The sequence below is a fragment of the Amycolatopsis bartoniae genome, assembly GCF_014191255.1.
GTDB lineage: Bacteria > Actinomycetota > Actinomycetes > Mycobacteriales > Pseudonocardiaceae > Amycolatopsis_E > Amycolatopsis_E bartoniae.
Map to the genome: position 1 here is coordinate 2,031,373 of NZ_JACHWH010000001.1, position 13,826 is coordinate 2,045,198.

At 70.9% G+C, this 13,826-nt stretch carries 13 protein-coding genes; 8 read left to right on the forward strand and 5 right to left on the reverse strand.

Annotation, left to right across the window (positions count from 1 at the left end; translation table 11 throughout):
• Window positions 1-6: 6 nt before the first annotated feature.
• Window positions 7-453, reverse strand: a complete 447-nt coding sequence (locus tag FHX82_RS09480; protein WP_145938288.1) for a GNAT family N-acetyltransferase — start codon at window positions 451-453, stop codon at window positions 7-9.
• A complete protein-coding gene (locus tag FHX82_RS09485) occupies window positions 440-2,047 on the reverse strand; it encodes an amidohydrolase (RefSeq protein WP_145938289.1) in 1,608 nt (535 codons plus the stop codon). The genes FHX82_RS09480 and FHX82_RS09485 overlap by 14 nt, the downstream gene beginning before the upstream one ends.
• Window positions 2,048-2,094: 47 nt before the next feature.
• On the opposite strand from FHX82_RS09485, the gene FHX82_RS09490 reads away from it, so the two are divergent.
• From FHX82_RS09490 to FHX82_RS09510, 5 genes are all read left to right on the forward strand, one after another.
• On the forward strand, window positions 2,095-2,823 hold the full coding sequence (locus FHX82_RS09490; RefSeq protein WP_145938290.1) for an enoyl-CoA hydratase/isomerase family protein: 729 nt from the start codon (window positions 2,095-2,097) through the stop codon (window positions 2,821-2,823).
• A complete protein-coding gene (locus tag FHX82_RS09495; RefSeq protein WP_145938291.1) occupies window positions 2,820-4,346 on the forward strand; it encodes an ATP-dependent acyl-CoA ligase in 1,527 nt (508 codons plus the stop codon). The genes FHX82_RS09490 and FHX82_RS09495 overlap by 4 nt, the downstream gene beginning before the upstream one ends.
• Window positions 4,337-4,966, forward strand: a complete 630-nt coding sequence (locus FHX82_RS09500; protein ID WP_229880431.1) for a TetR/AcrR family transcriptional regulator — start codon at window positions 4,337-4,339, stop codon at window positions 4,964-4,966. Before FHX82_RS09495 ends, FHX82_RS09500 begins: the two co-directional genes overlap by 10 nt.
• A 69-nt stretch (window positions 4,967-5,035) precedes the next feature.
• Window positions 5,036-5,359 carry a hypothetical protein gene (locus tag FHX82_RS09505; RefSeq protein ID WP_145938293.1) on the forward strand — a complete coding sequence of 108 codons (324 nt, stop codon included), beginning with the start codon at window positions 5,036-5,038 and terminating at the stop codon, window positions 5,357-5,359.
• A gap of 130 nt (window positions 5,360-5,489) precedes the next feature.
• Complete coding sequence (locus FHX82_RS09510; RefSeq protein WP_145938294.1) at window positions 5,490-7,688, forward strand: hypothetical protein; 2,199 nt, start codon at window positions 5,490-5,492, stop codon at window positions 7,686-7,688.
• A gap of 55 nt (window positions 7,689-7,743) precedes the next feature.
• Here the strand turns inward: FHX82_RS09510 and FHX82_RS09515 are convergent, their stop codons facing one another.
• Window positions 7,744-8,913 (reverse strand): acyl-CoA dehydrogenase family protein, encoded by a 1,170-nt coding sequence (locus FHX82_RS09515; protein WP_145938295.1) that lies wholly within the window; start codon window positions 8,911-8,913, stop codon window positions 7,744-7,746.
• 90 nt (window positions 8,914-9,003) lie between these two features.
• On the opposite strand from FHX82_RS09515, the gene FHX82_RS09520 reads away from it, so the two are divergent.
• Complete coding sequence (locus FHX82_RS09520) at window positions 9,004-9,672, forward strand: 4'-phosphopantetheinyl transferase family protein (protein WP_145938296.1); 669 nt, start codon at window positions 9,004-9,006, stop codon at window positions 9,670-9,672.
• Between the two features lie 337 nt (window positions 9,673-10,009).
• Here FHX82_RS09520 and FHX82_RS09525 read toward each other — a convergent pair whose 3' ends face one another.
• Both FHX82_RS09525 and mihF read right to left on the reverse strand, forming a co-directional pair.
• Complete coding sequence (locus FHX82_RS09525) at window positions 10,010-11,128, reverse strand: isochorismate synthase (RefSeq protein WP_183176533.1); 1,119 nt, start codon at window positions 11,126-11,128, stop codon at window positions 10,010-10,012.
• Between the two features lie 66 nt (window positions 11,129-11,194).
• On the reverse strand, window positions 11,195-11,506 hold the full coding sequence (gene mihF / locus FHX82_RS09530) for an integration host factor, actinobacterial type (protein ID WP_091517208.1): 312 nt from the start codon (window positions 11,504-11,506) through the stop codon (window positions 11,195-11,197).
• 262 nt (window positions 11,507-11,768) lie between these two features.
• On the opposite strand from mihF, the gene FHX82_RS09535 reads away from it, so the two are divergent.
• Window positions 11,769-13,397, forward strand: coding sequence for a long-chain fatty acid--CoA ligase (locus tag FHX82_RS09535; RefSeq protein WP_145938298.1), 1,629 nt, complete (start codon window positions 11,769-11,771; stop codon window positions 13,395-13,397).
• Window positions 13,394-13,798 carry a PaaI family thioesterase gene (locus FHX82_RS09540; RefSeq protein WP_145938302.1) on the forward strand — a complete coding sequence of 135 codons (405 nt, stop codon included), beginning with the start codon at window positions 13,394-13,396 and terminating at the stop codon, window positions 13,796-13,798. The genes FHX82_RS09535 and FHX82_RS09540 overlap by 4 nt, the downstream gene beginning before the upstream one ends.
• Window positions 13,799-13,826 lie beyond the last annotated feature (28 nt).

Sequence of the window (13,826 nt, forward strand, 5' to 3'; positions counted from 1 at the left end):
CGTGACCTAACTCCGGGCCGACCACCGGTACCTGATCCACCCCGGCACCGGCTCCGCCCCGAGCTGCGCGTAGAACGCCGCCGCCCGGTCGTTGCCCTCCTGCATGTCCCACTCGATCCGGCCCGTCGTGCGCGCCCGCAACGCGCTCAGCAGCTCCCGCCCGAGACCACCGCGCCGGTGCTCCGGCCGGATGTACAGATCGTCCAGCCAGATCCCGGGCTGCGCCTCCCACGTGGAGAAGTTCCACGAGCAGAACGCCATCCCCGCGACCGTGCCCGGCTGTTCCGGCGGCTCGGCCACCAGCACCCACGCCTTCGGGTCCGGCCCGAACAGGTGCTTGGTCATCTCGGTGCGGTCGAGCGACACGCTGTCGTTGCCCTCGAACCGGGCGTGCTCCTCGATGAGCGCGCAGATCTCCTCGATGTCGGTGACTTCGGCGTCACGGACGGGCATCGGTCGTTCCCCTCTCGTAGACCAGTTCGCCGCCGACGACGGTCGCCAGCACGCGCACGTCGTCGAGGCTCGGTTCGTCGGTCGGATCCGCGGACAGCACCGCGAGGTCCGCGAGCTTTCCGATCTCCAGAGTGCCCACTTCCCGCTCCCGAAACGCCGCGTACGCCGATCCGTACGTGTACGCGCGCAACGCCTCACGCGGTGTGATCCGCTCGGCGGCGCCCAGCAGGTGACCGCCGGACGTACGCCGCCGCACCATGTCCGCCAGGCCCAGCAGCGGCGCCCCGTTCACCACCGGCCGGTCGGAACTGCCCGGCAGCACGCAGCCCGCGTCGAGGAACGACCGGAGCCGGTAGCACCAGCTTTCCCGCTCCGGCCCCAGCGCGGCCACCATCCCGTCGCCGATCTCGTGTACGAACCGCCCCTGCGGCACCGGCACCAGCCCCAGCTCCGCGATGCGGGCCAGCTGCGCGGGCGACACCACCGCGGCGTGCTCGATGCGGTGCCGGGCGTCCTGGCGCGGATGGGCCTTCAGCGCCGCCTCGTACGCGTCGAGGACCACCGAGATCGCGCGGTCGCCGATGGCGTGCGTCGCGATCTGCCAGCCCGCCGCGTGCGCGCGCAGGATCGTTTCGGCCAGTTCCTCCTCGGGCTGCTGGAAGTAGCCGCGGTTGCCGGGGTCGTTCGCGAAGTCCTCGTGCATCGCGGCGGTGCGCCCGATCAGCGACCCGTCCGCGAACAGCTTCATCGGCCCGATCCGCAGCCACTCGTCGCCGAGCCCGCTACGCAACCCCAGGTCCAGCCCGAACCCCGCCCCGTGCGGCAGGTCGTGCAGCATCGCCGAGGACACCATCAGCGTCGTGCGCACGCGCAGCACCCCGCGGTCACGGGCCTGCTGGTACGCCAGCACCTCCGCCGGGCTCTCGCCGACCAGCCCGCCGCCGACGCCGGCCTCCTGCACGCTCGTGATGCCCTCGGCCAGGAACCGCTCACCCGCCCGGTCGATGGCCCTGACCAGGGTGTCCAGCGGCGTCGGGTAGATCAGCGGCCGGAGCAGGAGCTGGGCCTGCTCACGCAGCAGCCCGGTGGGCGAGCCGTGCTCGTCGAGCACCACGTCACCGCCGACGGGCACGTTCGCCAGGTCGAGCTGCGCGAGCACGTTCGAGCTGACCACCACCATGTGCCCGGACGTGTGCTTGAGCCGCACGAAGTGGTCCGGCGCCACGCGGTCGAGCCCGTGCCGCGTCGGATGGCCGCCGACCAGCCGGTTCTGGTCGTAGCCGCTGCCGACGATCCACTCGCCGGGCGGCACCTCGCGGGCGCGCTCGGCGATCGCGTCGTACACCTCGTCGACGTGCTGGCACCCGCCCAGCGCCACCTCGTCGAGGCTCATCCCGTACCAGGCCAGGTGGTTGTGCGCGTCGTGGAAACCGGGCACGACGACGGCGCCGCCCAGGTCGACCCGTCGCGGCGTCGACAGCGACTCGGCGTCCTCGCCGAGCGCGACGATCCGCCCGTGCAGCGCGGCCACCGCGGACGTCCACCCACTGCCGGTGAACACCCGCGCGTTCTCGTACACGGCATCGACCTTCACACCGAAGACTCTATCGATCGATCGATCGGCTCGCTAGGCTCTGCGACATGAGCTGCGTGGAAGTCGAGATCGACGCCGTCGCCCAGGTGCGCCTGAACCGGCCGGAGCGGCTGAACGCCGTGTCCCCCGCCCTGGTCGACGACCTGCTCGCCGCGCTGGACGCGGTCGCCCGCTCCGACGCGCGGGCCGTCGTCCTCTCCGGTCGCGGCCGCGCCTTCTGCGCCGGGCACGACCTCAAGGAGCCGCCCGCCGAAGGAGACTCCCGCGCCCGGCTCGAACGCCTCCAGGACGTGACCCGCCGCCTGCGTGCGCTCCGCCAGCCGGTGATCGCCGCCGTGCACGGTTACGCGATCGGCGCCGGCGCGGAGTTCGCACTGGGCTGCGACCTGATCCTCGCGGCGGAGGACGCCGTGTTCGCCTTCCCCGAGGCCGGGCTGGGCCTCAGCGTCACCGGAGCCGCCTCGCGGCTGTTGCCGCAGCTCGTCGGCCCGCTCAAGGCGAAGGAGCTCCTCCTGCTCGGCGAGCGCGTTCCGGCGGCGGAGGCCCGGCGACTCGGCCTGGTCAACGCCGTTGTGCCCGACGTGCACGCCAAAGCGACGGAGTGGGCCGAGCGCGTCGCCGGGCATCCCGCGGGCTCGGTCGCGCTGGCCAAGCGCGCGCTCGACGCCGGGATCGACGTCGAGGCGGCGCTCGAACTGGAGGTCAGCCACGCGCTCGTCACCGAGCACACGCCGGAGGTGGCGCGCTCGGCCGAGGCGTTCCGGAGTCGCGGATGAGCCCGCTCGACGAGATCGACGACCTCGCCACGCTCGTGCGCAGGGCCGCCGGGCAGTGGCCGGACAAGCCCGCGTGGATCTTCGACGAGACGGGCGAGCACGTCACGTTCGCCGAGGTGGAGCGGCGCAGCACGCGGTTCGCCCTCGCGTTCCTCGAACTCGGCCTCCGGCCGGGTGAGCGCGTCGCGGTGATGCTGCGCAACCAGCCGGAGTTCCCGCTGCTGTGGCTCGCGCTCGCGAAGCTCGGCGCGGTGCTCGTGCCGGTCAACACGAACTACCGCGAGTTCGACGGCGCCCACGTGCTGCGCCACTCCGGCGCCCGCTTCGCCGTCGCCGCACCGGAGTTCGTCGACCTGCTGAGCCGGATCGCGCCGGATACGAAGGTCGAGCGCGTGCTGACCGTCGGCGACCTGCGCGCCGAGTCGATTGCCGCCGCCCGCTTCGAGGTCGTCGGCGAGCAGCCTGTGAACATCCAGTACACGTCGGGTACCACCGGCGCCCCCAAGGGCTGCGTGCTGCCGCACCGCTACTGGCTCACGCTCGCCCGTGGCCTGGTCGCCGACTTCCCCGCGGTGTCCCCCGACGACACCATCCTGACCGCGCAGCCGTTCCACTACATCGATCCACAGTGGAACGTCGCGTTGGGACTGGCCGCGGGCGCGACACTCGTCGTGCTCGACCGGTTCCACCCCTCGACGTTCTGGGCGAAGGTGCGCGAACACGGCGTGACGTGGTTCTACTGCCTGGGCCTGATGCCGACGCTCCTGCTGCGCCAGCCGGAGTCCCCGGCCGACCGCGAGCACCGCGTCCGCGCGATCAGCGCCTCCGCGATCCCCCGTGACCTGCACGCCCAGCTGGAGGAACGCTGGGGAGTGCCGTGGTACGAGGCGTTCGGCATGACCGAGACCGGTGGCGACATCCGGGTGTCCGAGGCCGACCACGACGAGCTGGTGGGCACCGGTTGCATCGGCAGGCCGACGCGAGACCGCGAGGCGATGGTCGTCGACGACGAGGGCCGTCCCGTTCCGCGCGGGGAGACCGGCGAGCTCGTGCTGCGTGGGATCGGCCTGATGCACGGCTACCACGACGATCCCGAAGCGACCGCGAAAGCCTTCCGCGGTGGCTGGTTCCACACCGGTGACCTGGCGACAATGGACAGTCGCGGGCGCGTCTTCTACGTCGGCCGCACGAAGGACATGATCCGCCGCAGCGGGGAGAACATCTCGGCCGACGAGGTCGAGCGCGCGCTGCTGCTGCATCCCGCCGTCGAACTGGCCGCGGTGGTGGCCGTGCCCGACGAGCTGCGCGGGGAAGAGGTCAAGGTGTTCATCGTCCTGCGCGGGGAAGCGACCCCGGACGAGCTGGCGGAGTTCTGCACCACCAAGCTCGCCTACTTCAAGGTGCCCCGCTACTGGGCCGTCGCCGACACCCTGCCGCGCACGCCGTCCGAGCGCGTGGCGAAGGGCGAGCTGCGCGACTCTCCGTTGCCGACCTATGACCGTGTGCGGCAGGCGTGGCTGTGAGCACCGAGGAACGCGTGCGGCACGCGGCGGTGCGGTTGTTCGCGGAAAAGGGTTTCCACGGCACCGGCATCCGCGAACTGGCGCAGGAGGCCGGAATCTCGTCGGCGAGCCTGTACCACTACATGGGCACCAAGGAGGACCTGCTCGTCGCGATCATGCGCGAGTGCCTCGACCGCCTGCTGCGCGGGGCACGGCAGGCCGTCGACGGCGTGGCCGACCCGCGGCGGCGGCTCGCGTCCCTGGTCTCGCTGCACGTGCTCGTCCACGCCCGTCAGCCCGCCGAAACCCGCGTGGTGGACAACGAAGTACCAGCGCTTTCCGAATCCGCCCGGAAGGAGGTCGTGGGCCTGCGCGACCAGTACGAACAGCTGTGGGCGGACGCCATCGACGACGGCCTGCGGCACCGGGTGTTCACCGTCGCCGAACCCACCGTGACCAGGCTCGCACTGCTCGAAATGTGCAGCGGCGTCGCACGGTGGTACTCCCCGCGTGGCCCGTTGGATTTGGACCGCCTCGCGGGCCATTACGCCTGCTTGGCGCTGCGCATGCTCGGCAGCGCGGACGACGAGTGCCCGCAGGCGGTCGAAACTGCCCGGATGGTGGTCTCCCGCGTGTGGTGAACACCCCTTCAACTGGGGATTCGGGGTCATTACCTTGCCGACGCGGCTCATCTGAGGGACCCTCGAAACGTGAGTGAGCAAACGATCCATCTGGAACTGAACGAGTCCGGCCTCGCTCCGGAGCTCCCGGTTCCGTCAAACCCTCGCGATCAGGTCCAGGACGTGCCTTATCGTCCCGTGGAGTTCCGTGACGACGACCTGCCGTCGGCATTGGAGCGATGCGCGGCCTGGCTGCGCAGCGCACAGGAGTGGCTGGGCGAGCCGCTCGACGTGCTGGCCATTCACCTCGACTACGACGATCGGGAAGGCGCGCCCTACTACGACGTCAAGTTGCTCTGCAACGAGGAGGACCTGGCCGGAGCGCCCCTCGCCATCAAAGCCCAGGGCAAGTAGTCCGAAACGCCACCCGAGAAGGGGTGCTCCCGTCCTGGGAGCACCCCTTCCGGGGTTGAACGCGCCCTCGTAAGCTAGCCGCGTTTTCCCGGAACCACTCGCGGCCTGCCGCCGGAACGGAAGGGCGGCGATGCGCGCTCGGACCCCCGTGGCCTGGGGCGTCGTGCTCCTCGCCTGGCTCGGCGCGCACCTGGCCACCGGCACCCCGTGGCCCGAGCTCGCCCAGTGGGCGCTCGCCGTGGTGCCGGGGGTGCTGTTGCCCGGCTTCGCGCTCGTCCGCGCCGCCCGCCCGGCGCCCGCCCCGCTGGTCGAGGACGTGGCGTGGGCCGCGGTCGCGGGCTGCCTGGTGGCGATGGCCGGCTGGGCGCTCGACGTGGTCCTGCCGTGGGCGCCGCCGCCGTGGCTCGTGGGCCCGGTGTGCACGGCGGTCCTGCTGGCGTTCGGCCGCACGCGGCGGCGGGTCCTGGCCCGGCCCGCGCCCGGCTGGGGCACCGGCGCGAACCTGTGGCTCGCGGGCGCGCTGCTGGTCGCGGTGGCCTGGATGACCACCGACTACCTGCGCTACAACCCGCTCGACCCCGGCCCCGGCGGGCACACGTACTACTACGACACGATCTTCCAGGTCGCCGTCACGGGCGAAATGCGGCACACGCTGTGGCCCACCTATCCGCTGGTGCACGGCGAGCCCTACTCGTACCACTGGTTCCTGCACGCGATCACCGCGCACCTGACCACCGGCACCGGCGTGGACCCGTTCGACGCGCTGCTGCGGCTCGTGCCGACCACGCTGTTCCCGGCGGTCGTCCTGCTCTCGGCCGTCGTCGCGCGGCGCGTGGCGGACAGCGTGCGGGCCGGCGTCGTGTGCGCGGGGCTGCTCACGGTGACCGGCGCCACGGTGGCCACCGTGTGGTCGACCGACGGCCAGGCACCGCTCATGATCCAGTCGTACTGGGCGTCCTCGCTCACGTCGGAGTTCGGGTGGCTGCCCACGGTCGCGGTGGCGGGGTGCGTGGTCGCGGTGCTCCGGCGCTCGGCGGCGGACTCGGCGGTGCCCGTCGCGTTGCTCGTGCCGCTGGTGCTGCTCGCGGCGGGGGCGAAGTCGGCGGACCTGGCGGTGCTGCTCGGCGGCACCGTGCTGGCGTTCTGCGTCCTGGTGGTCCGTCGCAAGTGGACGGCCATGCCTCGGGTGGTAGGGGTGAACCTGTTGCTGGGCGGGGTTTTGCTCGTCGCCCGGCTCACGATGTACGGCGGCGGCGAGTACGGGCTGCAGGTCGCGCCGCTGGGCGCGCTCCGGCAGACGGCGCGCCAGACGTTCCCCGGTGCCGTGACGCCGAGCGGCAGCGATCTGTTCCTGGCGCAGCCGCACGTGCCGCTCGTGCCCCTGCTCGCCGCGGCGGTGCTGTACCTGCTGCCGCTGCTGCCCCGCCTGGCCGGGTTCGTGCCCCTGCTGCGGCGGCGGCCGCTCGACCCCACGATGTGGATCTTCCTCGGCTCGACGATCGCCGGGCTCGGCGCGATGCTGGTGTTCCGGCAGCCGGGGAACTCGAACATCTACTTCCTCGTCGCCGCCTATCCGGTCGGGCTGATCGGCTCGGCGTGGGGCGTCAACACGCTGCGCTGGACTCCGGCGAGGGTCGCGGGCGGCCTGGCCATCGGGCTGGGCCTGACGCTGGTCGTCGCCTGGCTCTCGGGGACGCACCCGCCGAAGTCGATCACCGGCTGGCTGTTGCCGCTCGGGGTGGTCGCGGTGGCCCTCGTGCTGCTCGCGGGCGTGTGGCGCCGGGCCGCGGTCGTCATGTTCGCGGTGCTCGGCACGGGTCTGCTGTCGACGGGCCTGTACCTGACGCAGACGTCGACGCAGCCGAGCTACAACAAGGCCGTCACACAGGCTGAGGGCCTTCCGGTGACGCGCGACGAGCTGGCCGCCGGCCGCTGGCTGGACCAGCACGCGGGCGCGGACGACGTGCTCGCGGTGAACCGGGTGTGCACCCAGCAGTCACCGGACGTGTGCACGGCGAAGCTGTTCGACCTGGGGGCGTTCGCGCAGCTGGAGGTGGACGTCGGGGGCTGGGCGTACGCGGTGCGGAACCTGGACTCGGCGTGGCACAGCACAGTCTGGTACGCCGACCAGCCGTTCTGGGACCAGCAGCGGCTGGACGAGGAGCTGGCGGCCTTCCGCACCCCGTCGCCGCAAACGCTTGCGGCACTGTCCGCGCGGGGCGTCCGGTGGCTGGTGGCCGACACCCGCGCGCCCGTGGACGTGGCGGGCCTCGACGCGCTGGCGCCCCGGGCGCTGACCCTGCCCACGGTGATCGTCTGGCGTTGGTAGGACAACGCCCCCTCGCCGAAGGGGGACGGCGAGGGGGCGTTGCGGTTCGTGGGCGTCAGCCGAGGATGCCGCTGACCTTCACGTGGCCCTTGAGCAGGTTCCGCGCGATGGTGCGGCGCTGGATCTCGTCGGTGCCCTCGTAGATGCGCAGCAGGCGCAGCTCGCGGTACCAGCGCTCCACCGGCAGCTCGCGGGTGTAGCCCATGCCGCCGTGGATCTGCAGGACGCGGTCGACGATCTCGTTCGCCTTCTGGCCGCCGTACAGCTTCGCGATCGACTGCGCGTGCCGCGAGTCGATGCCCTGGTCGACCTGCCACGCCGCGTGCAGCACCAGCCAGCGCAGCGCCTCCAGCTCGACGCCGGAGTCCGCGATCATCCACTGGATCGCCTGCCGCTCGGCGATGGGCGCGCCGAACGTGTGCCGCGTGTTGGCGTGGTCGATCGCCATCTGCAGCAGCCGCTCGCAGGAGCCGATCGCGTGCGCGGGCAGGATGTAGCGGCCGCGGCCGATCCACTGCATGGCCAGCTCGAAGCCCTTGCCGACCTCGCCGAGGATCTGCGTCTCGGGCACGCGCACGTCCTGGAAGATCAGCGACGCCGGGCCCCACTCGCCCATGGTGTCGATGTACTCGGACTTCCAGCCCATCTCACGGTCGACGAGGAAGCACGTGACGCCGCCGTTCGCGCCCTTCTCGGGGTCGGTGACCGCGAAGACCATCACGAAGTCGGCCTCGTTGCCACCGGTGATGAAGGTCTTCTCGCCGTTGATGATCCAGTCCGCGCCGTCCTTGCGCGCGGAGGTCCGGATGGCCTTCGCGTCGGACCCGGCGCCCGGCTCGGTGATCGCGAAGCACGACTTGCGGTCCCCGGCGATCGTCGGCAGGAGGTAACGCTCCTTCTGCTCGTCGTTCGCGTGGAACAGGATGTTGTCCGCCGCGCCGCCGAACCGGAACGGGACGAACGTGCGGCCCAGCTCGGCCTCCAGCAGCGCCGTCATCACCGCGGACAGGCCCATGCCGCCGTACTCTTCGGGCGTCTGGATGCCCCAGAACCCGGACTGCTTCGCCTTGAGCTGCAGTTCTCGGAGTTCGTCGGCGGTGACGCCCGGCTGCCCGGCGCGCTCGCGGCGGAGCACCTCCTGCTCCATCGGCATCAGCTCTCGCTGCACGAAGGTGCGCACCCAGTCACGCACCTCGCGCTCTTCCGTGCTCAGGGTGAAGTCCATCGGGTGCCTCTCCACGGGGTTACTAAGCGCTTGCTTACCCTCCAGGCTAGCGCACGTGGCGGAGGGGGAAAACCCGGTAGGTTGGGGTTCGTGATCGAGTGCGCGATCTGGTGGGCAGCGCCGCTGCCGAACGATCCGGAGTACCTCACGCTGCTGGACGAGCCCGAGCAGGGGAGGCATCGGGCGTACCGGCTGGAGATCGACCAGCGCCGTTTCCTGACGGGCCGCGTGATGGCCAAGACGGTGCTCGGCGAGCGCCTGGGGTTGTCGGCGCAGGAGGTCCGCTTCGACGCGACGTGCGACGACTGCGGAAAGCCCCACGGCAAGCCGAGGATCAAGGGTGTGGAATTCTCGATTTCTCATTCGGGCGACCGAATCGGCCTGGCGGTGACCACGGCCCCGGTGGGCCTGGACGTCGAGACGGAGAATCGCAAAGCGGACGATTCGCTGATTTCCTATGCTCTGAACGAGGCGGAGCAGAAGGCATTGAACGGCCTCTCCGCCGCGGAACGAGCAAGCGCTTTCTTCCAGTACTGGACAAGGAAGGAAGCGTTGATGAAGGCCACCGGCAAGGGCCTGAAAATCCCCTTGCAAAGCATCACCCTGGACGGCGCACGCCTGGCAGCCTCCACCCACGCGGCACTGAACCCGAACTCGACCTGGCTACAGGACCTGACCCCAGGCGAAGGCTACCGAGCAGCAGTAGCAATCCTGACCACAGAAAACGTGACAACGACAGAAACAAACTGGCACCCATAGCAACCCCCGCCCGCCAACCTCACCCGCCGACGAAAGCCGCCCGGCACACGCCCAGGCCTCCCCCGTCCCCGATCCCCAGCTGCATTAGCGGTTGGCTCACCGGGTCAAGGGTCGCGCAGCGATCGCGAAGCGACGCCGAAGGCGCTCTTGACGCGGTGAGCCAACCGTTAAACGATCAAGGGGAAGGGGCGGGGGTGGCCGGGCGGAACGAGGGCGCCCAGCGCCCGGTCAAGTCCGCACCCAAGCCGACCACGGCTCACGCGCGAAGGCGCGCCTCAAAGTGATGGTCCTGAATCAGGCGACGGGATGATCACCCAACTCTCGGGGTCTTGGTTCCCTACAACTCCAACCCCATCGCCCTCAGCAATGTCTGGAACTTCGCCGAGGTCTCGTCCAGTTCCGCCTTCGGGTCGGACGCCGGGACGATCCCGCCGCCCGCGTACAGCCGCAGCGAGGACTCCGCCACCTCGGCGCACCGGATGGACACCGCCCACTCGCCGTCGCCCGCGGAGTCCATCCAGCCGACCGCCCCGGCGTAGTACCCGCGGTCGAACGGTTCCAGCTCGCTCACCAACCGCCGCGCGGCTTCCGTCGGGGTGCCGCAGATCGCGGGCGTCGGGTGGAGCGCCGCCGCCAGGTGCAGGGCCGTGATGTCCCTGTCCGCGAGCTCACCCGTCACGACCGTGCCCAGGTGCCACATCGTGGGCGTCGAGACCAGGGACGGCTCGCGCGGCACGTCCAGCGAACGGCAGAACGGGCGCAGCGTCTCGACGATCGCCTCCGTCAGCACCGCGTGCTCCAGGTGGTCCTTGCGCGACGACGCCAGGGCCTCAGCGTTCTCCCGGTCCGTCACCGGATCCGCCGAACGGGGGGCCGAACCGGCGTGCGGGTGCGAGACCACCTGGTTCCCGACGCGCGAGAGCAGCAGCTCCGGCGTGGCTCCGACGAGCGTCCGCCCGCCGGGGAGGCCCGCCGCGAACGTGTAGGCCCCGGCCTTGTCCTTGGCCAGGTTGTGCAGGATCGCCTGCACCGGCACCTCGTCCTCGAAGTCGAGGTCCAGCGCACGGGCCAGGACGACCTTCCGCAGCCCGCCGTCCTTGAGGATCTTGATCGCGCTCGCCACGGCCTCCGCGTGCCGCACCGGCTCGGGCACGGCGCGCACGGCGACCGGCGCGCCGATGTCCTTGTGTCGGGCAGGGGCCGCCGGGCCCGCGACCTGCACGTTCTCCGGGAGCACCAGGTGACCGGGCGTGCCCGCCGTGTCGAACGGCAGCACCCCCACGGCCAGTGACCCGGGCGCCAGCGCGGCGGGGACGGCTTCACTCAGGGACGCGACGTCGGTTTCGGTGAAGGTCCGGCGGGCACCGGTCCCGAGGATCGTGCGCCGGGAGGTGCCGAAGTAGAAGTCTCCGGGCGTGTAGTCCGCGAGCAGCTGGTTGGCGTCCACACAACCCATTGTGGGCGCACTTCGGTGGGCACGTGGCTGCGAGTGCGTCGAGTCACGTGCCCACCGGCGCCTGGCTTACTTGAGCGCGTCGATCAGCGCTTCGCGCTGGCGCTCGCCGAGACCGGCCGCGCGGCGGTCCGGGTCGATGCCGGCCTGCTCCAGCAGGGCGGCCACCTTGACGGCGCCGAGACCGGGCACGGCCTTGAGCAGCTGCGTGACCTTCGTCTTGCCGATGGTCTTGTCCTCCTTGGCCTTCAGCAGCACCTTGTCGATGCTCTGCTGGCCCGACTTGATGGAGGCGAGCAGCTCGGAACGCGCCTTGCGAGCCTCAGCCGCCTTGGCCAGAGCTTCCGCACGCTGCTCCGGGGTCAACGTAGGCAGAGCCAACGTACTAGTCCTTCCTCTATCGGATGTCCGCTCTCGCGGCGACGGCCGGGCACCCAGCTGGTGCTTGCACGAGCAAGCGCTGGCCAGGCCGTCTGGTCCACGCGCCCAGTAAACGCCACCTGGGCCGATGCCGCGAAGTCGACACGCAGTGTCTCGCCCGGTCGGGGAGGGGTCGGCGGTTGTGGCGAGCGGGCCGACACACCACTTAGAGTTCGACGCAACCGCAGTTCACCGTCGAACCGAGCCGCCCGGGAGTAGCACGATGCTCAGCACGATGCAGGACGGACACCTCTCCATCGGCACCTTGTTGCGCCACGCCACCAAGGTGCACGCGACCAGCGAAATCGTCACCTGGACGGGTTCCGGGACGCGCCGGGAAACCTTCGCCGACCTGGGCAAGCACGCGGCGCGGCTGGCGAACGCGCTGCGGTCCCTCGGTGTCACAGGAGATCAGCGCGTCGGCACCTTCATGTGGAACAACGCGGAGCACATGGCCGCCTACGCGGCGATCCCGGCGATGGGCGCGGTGCTGCACACGCTCAACATCCGCCTGTTCCCCGAGCAGCTCGTGTTCGTCGCGAACCACGCCGAGGACCACGTCGTGCTGGTGGACGGAACGCTGGTGCCGCTGTTCGCGAAGCAGCTGCCGCACCTGAAGACCGTGCGCCACGTGATCGTCGCGAACGGTGACGTCTCGACGCTGCAGGCGCCGGAGGGCGTCGAGGTGCACTCCTACGACGAGCTGCTGGCGAGCCAGCCGGACACCTTCGATTGGCCGGACGTGGACGAGCGGTCCGCGGCCGCGATGTGTTACACGTCGGGCACGACCGGTGACCCGAAGGGCGTCGCCTACTCGCACCGGTCGCTGTGGCTGCACTCGATGCAGGTCTGCATGACCGACAGCATGCGGCTCGCCGAAAGCGACAAGGCGCTCGCGATCGTGCCGATGTTCCACGCGATGTCGTGGGGCCTGCCGTACGCGGCGCTGATGATCGGCGCGTCGCTCGTGATGCCGGACCGGTTCCTGCAGCCCGAGCCGATCGCGCAGATCCTCGCCGCGGAGAAGCCGACGTTCGCGGCCGCGGTGCCGACGATCTGGCAGGGCCTGCTGCAGTACCTCGACGCGAACCCGCAGGACGTCTCGCACCTGCGCGAGGTGGTCGTGGGCGGGTCGGCCGCGCCGCCGTCGCTGATGCACGCGTTCGAGGAGCGCTACGGCGTGCCGGTGCTGCACGCGTGGGGCATGACCGAGACGTCGCCGCTGGGCAGCGTCGCGCGCCCGCCGCACACCGCGACCGGCGAGCAGGTGTGGGCCTACCGCTACACGCAGGGCCGCTTCCCGGCCTCGGTGTCCGCGCGCCTGATCAGCGAGTCGGGCGAGGAACTGCCGTGGGACGACGAGTCCGTGGGCGAACTGGAGGTGCAGGGGCCGTGGATCGCGGCGTCGTACCACGGCGGCTCGGCGGTGGACCCGGAGAAGTTCCACGACGGCTGGCTGCGCACGGGCGACGTGGGCAAGATCAGCCCGGACGGCTTCCTCACCCTCACCGACCGGTCGAAGGACGTCATCAAGTCCGGCGGCGAGTGGATCTCGTCGGTGGACCTGGAGAACGCCGTGATGGGACACCCGGCGGTGGCCGAGGCCGCGGTGATCGGCGTGCCGGACGAGAAGTGGGACGAGCGCCCGCTGGTGGCCGTCGTGCTGCGCCAGGGTCAGCAGGTGACCGCCGCGGAGCTGCGGGAGTTCCTCGCGGACAAGGTGGCGAAGTGGCAGCTGCCGGAGCACTGGTCGTTCATCGAGGAGGTCCCCAAGACGAGCGTCGGCAAGTTCGACAAGAAGCGCCTGCGCGCGATGAACTCCGACGGCAAGCTGGATGTGACGCACTTCTGATGGACGCCGAGGGGACCGCACTGTTCCACCAGACGATGCCGTTCACCGAGCGGCTGGGCGTGGAGGTGCTCGAACACGCTCCCGAGGTCGTGCGTTCCCGCCTGGCGTGGGAGGAGTCCCTCTGCACGCTGGGCGGGGTCCTGCACGGCGGGGTGCTCATGTCGCTCGCGGACGCCACCGCGGCGGTGTGCGCCTTCCTCAACCTGCCGGACGGGGCGAAGGGCACCACGACGATCGAGTCGAAGACCAACTTCCTGCGTGCCGTCCGGAGCGGCCACGCCACGGCGACCTCGCGCCCGTTGCACACGGGCCGCACGGTGGTCGTGGTCGAAACGGAGATCCGGGACGACGCGGACAAGCTGGTCGCGAAGGTGACGCAGACGCAGGCAGTACTTTCGTAAGCAATCTCTTGGCGAACCGGTCGGGCAG

Excerpts from the sequence above, each read along its gene's own strand:
- FHX82_RS09480 (WP_145938288.1), bottom strand. The coding sequence starts at position 453 with ATGCCCGTCCGTGACGCCGAAGTCACCGACATCGAGGAGATCTGCGCG.
- FHX82_RS09490 (WP_145938290.1), top strand. The coding sequence starts at position 2,095 with ATGAGCTGCGTGGAAGTCGAGATCGACGCCGTCGCCCAGGTGCGCCTG.
- FHX82_RS09535 (WP_145938298.1), top strand. The coding sequence starts at position 11,769 with ATGCTCAGCACGATGCAGGACGGACACCTCTCCATCGGCACCTTGTTG.
- FHX82_RS09525 (WP_183176533.1), bottom strand. The coding sequence starts at position 11,128 with ATGGGTTGTGTGGACGCCAACCAGCTGCTCGCGGACTACACGCCCGGA.
- FHX82_RS09515 (WP_145938295.1), bottom strand. The coding sequence starts at position 8,913 with ATGGACTTCACCCTGAGCACGGAAGAGCGCGAGGTGCGTGACTGGGTG.
- FHX82_RS09495 (WP_145938291.1), top strand. The coding sequence starts at position 2,820 with ATGAGCCCGCTCGACGAGATCGACGACCTCGCCACGCTCGTGCGCAGG.
- FHX82_RS09510 (WP_145938294.1), top strand. The coding sequence starts at position 5,490 with ATGCGCGCTCGGACCCCCGTGGCCTGGGGCGTCGTGCTCCTCGCCTGG.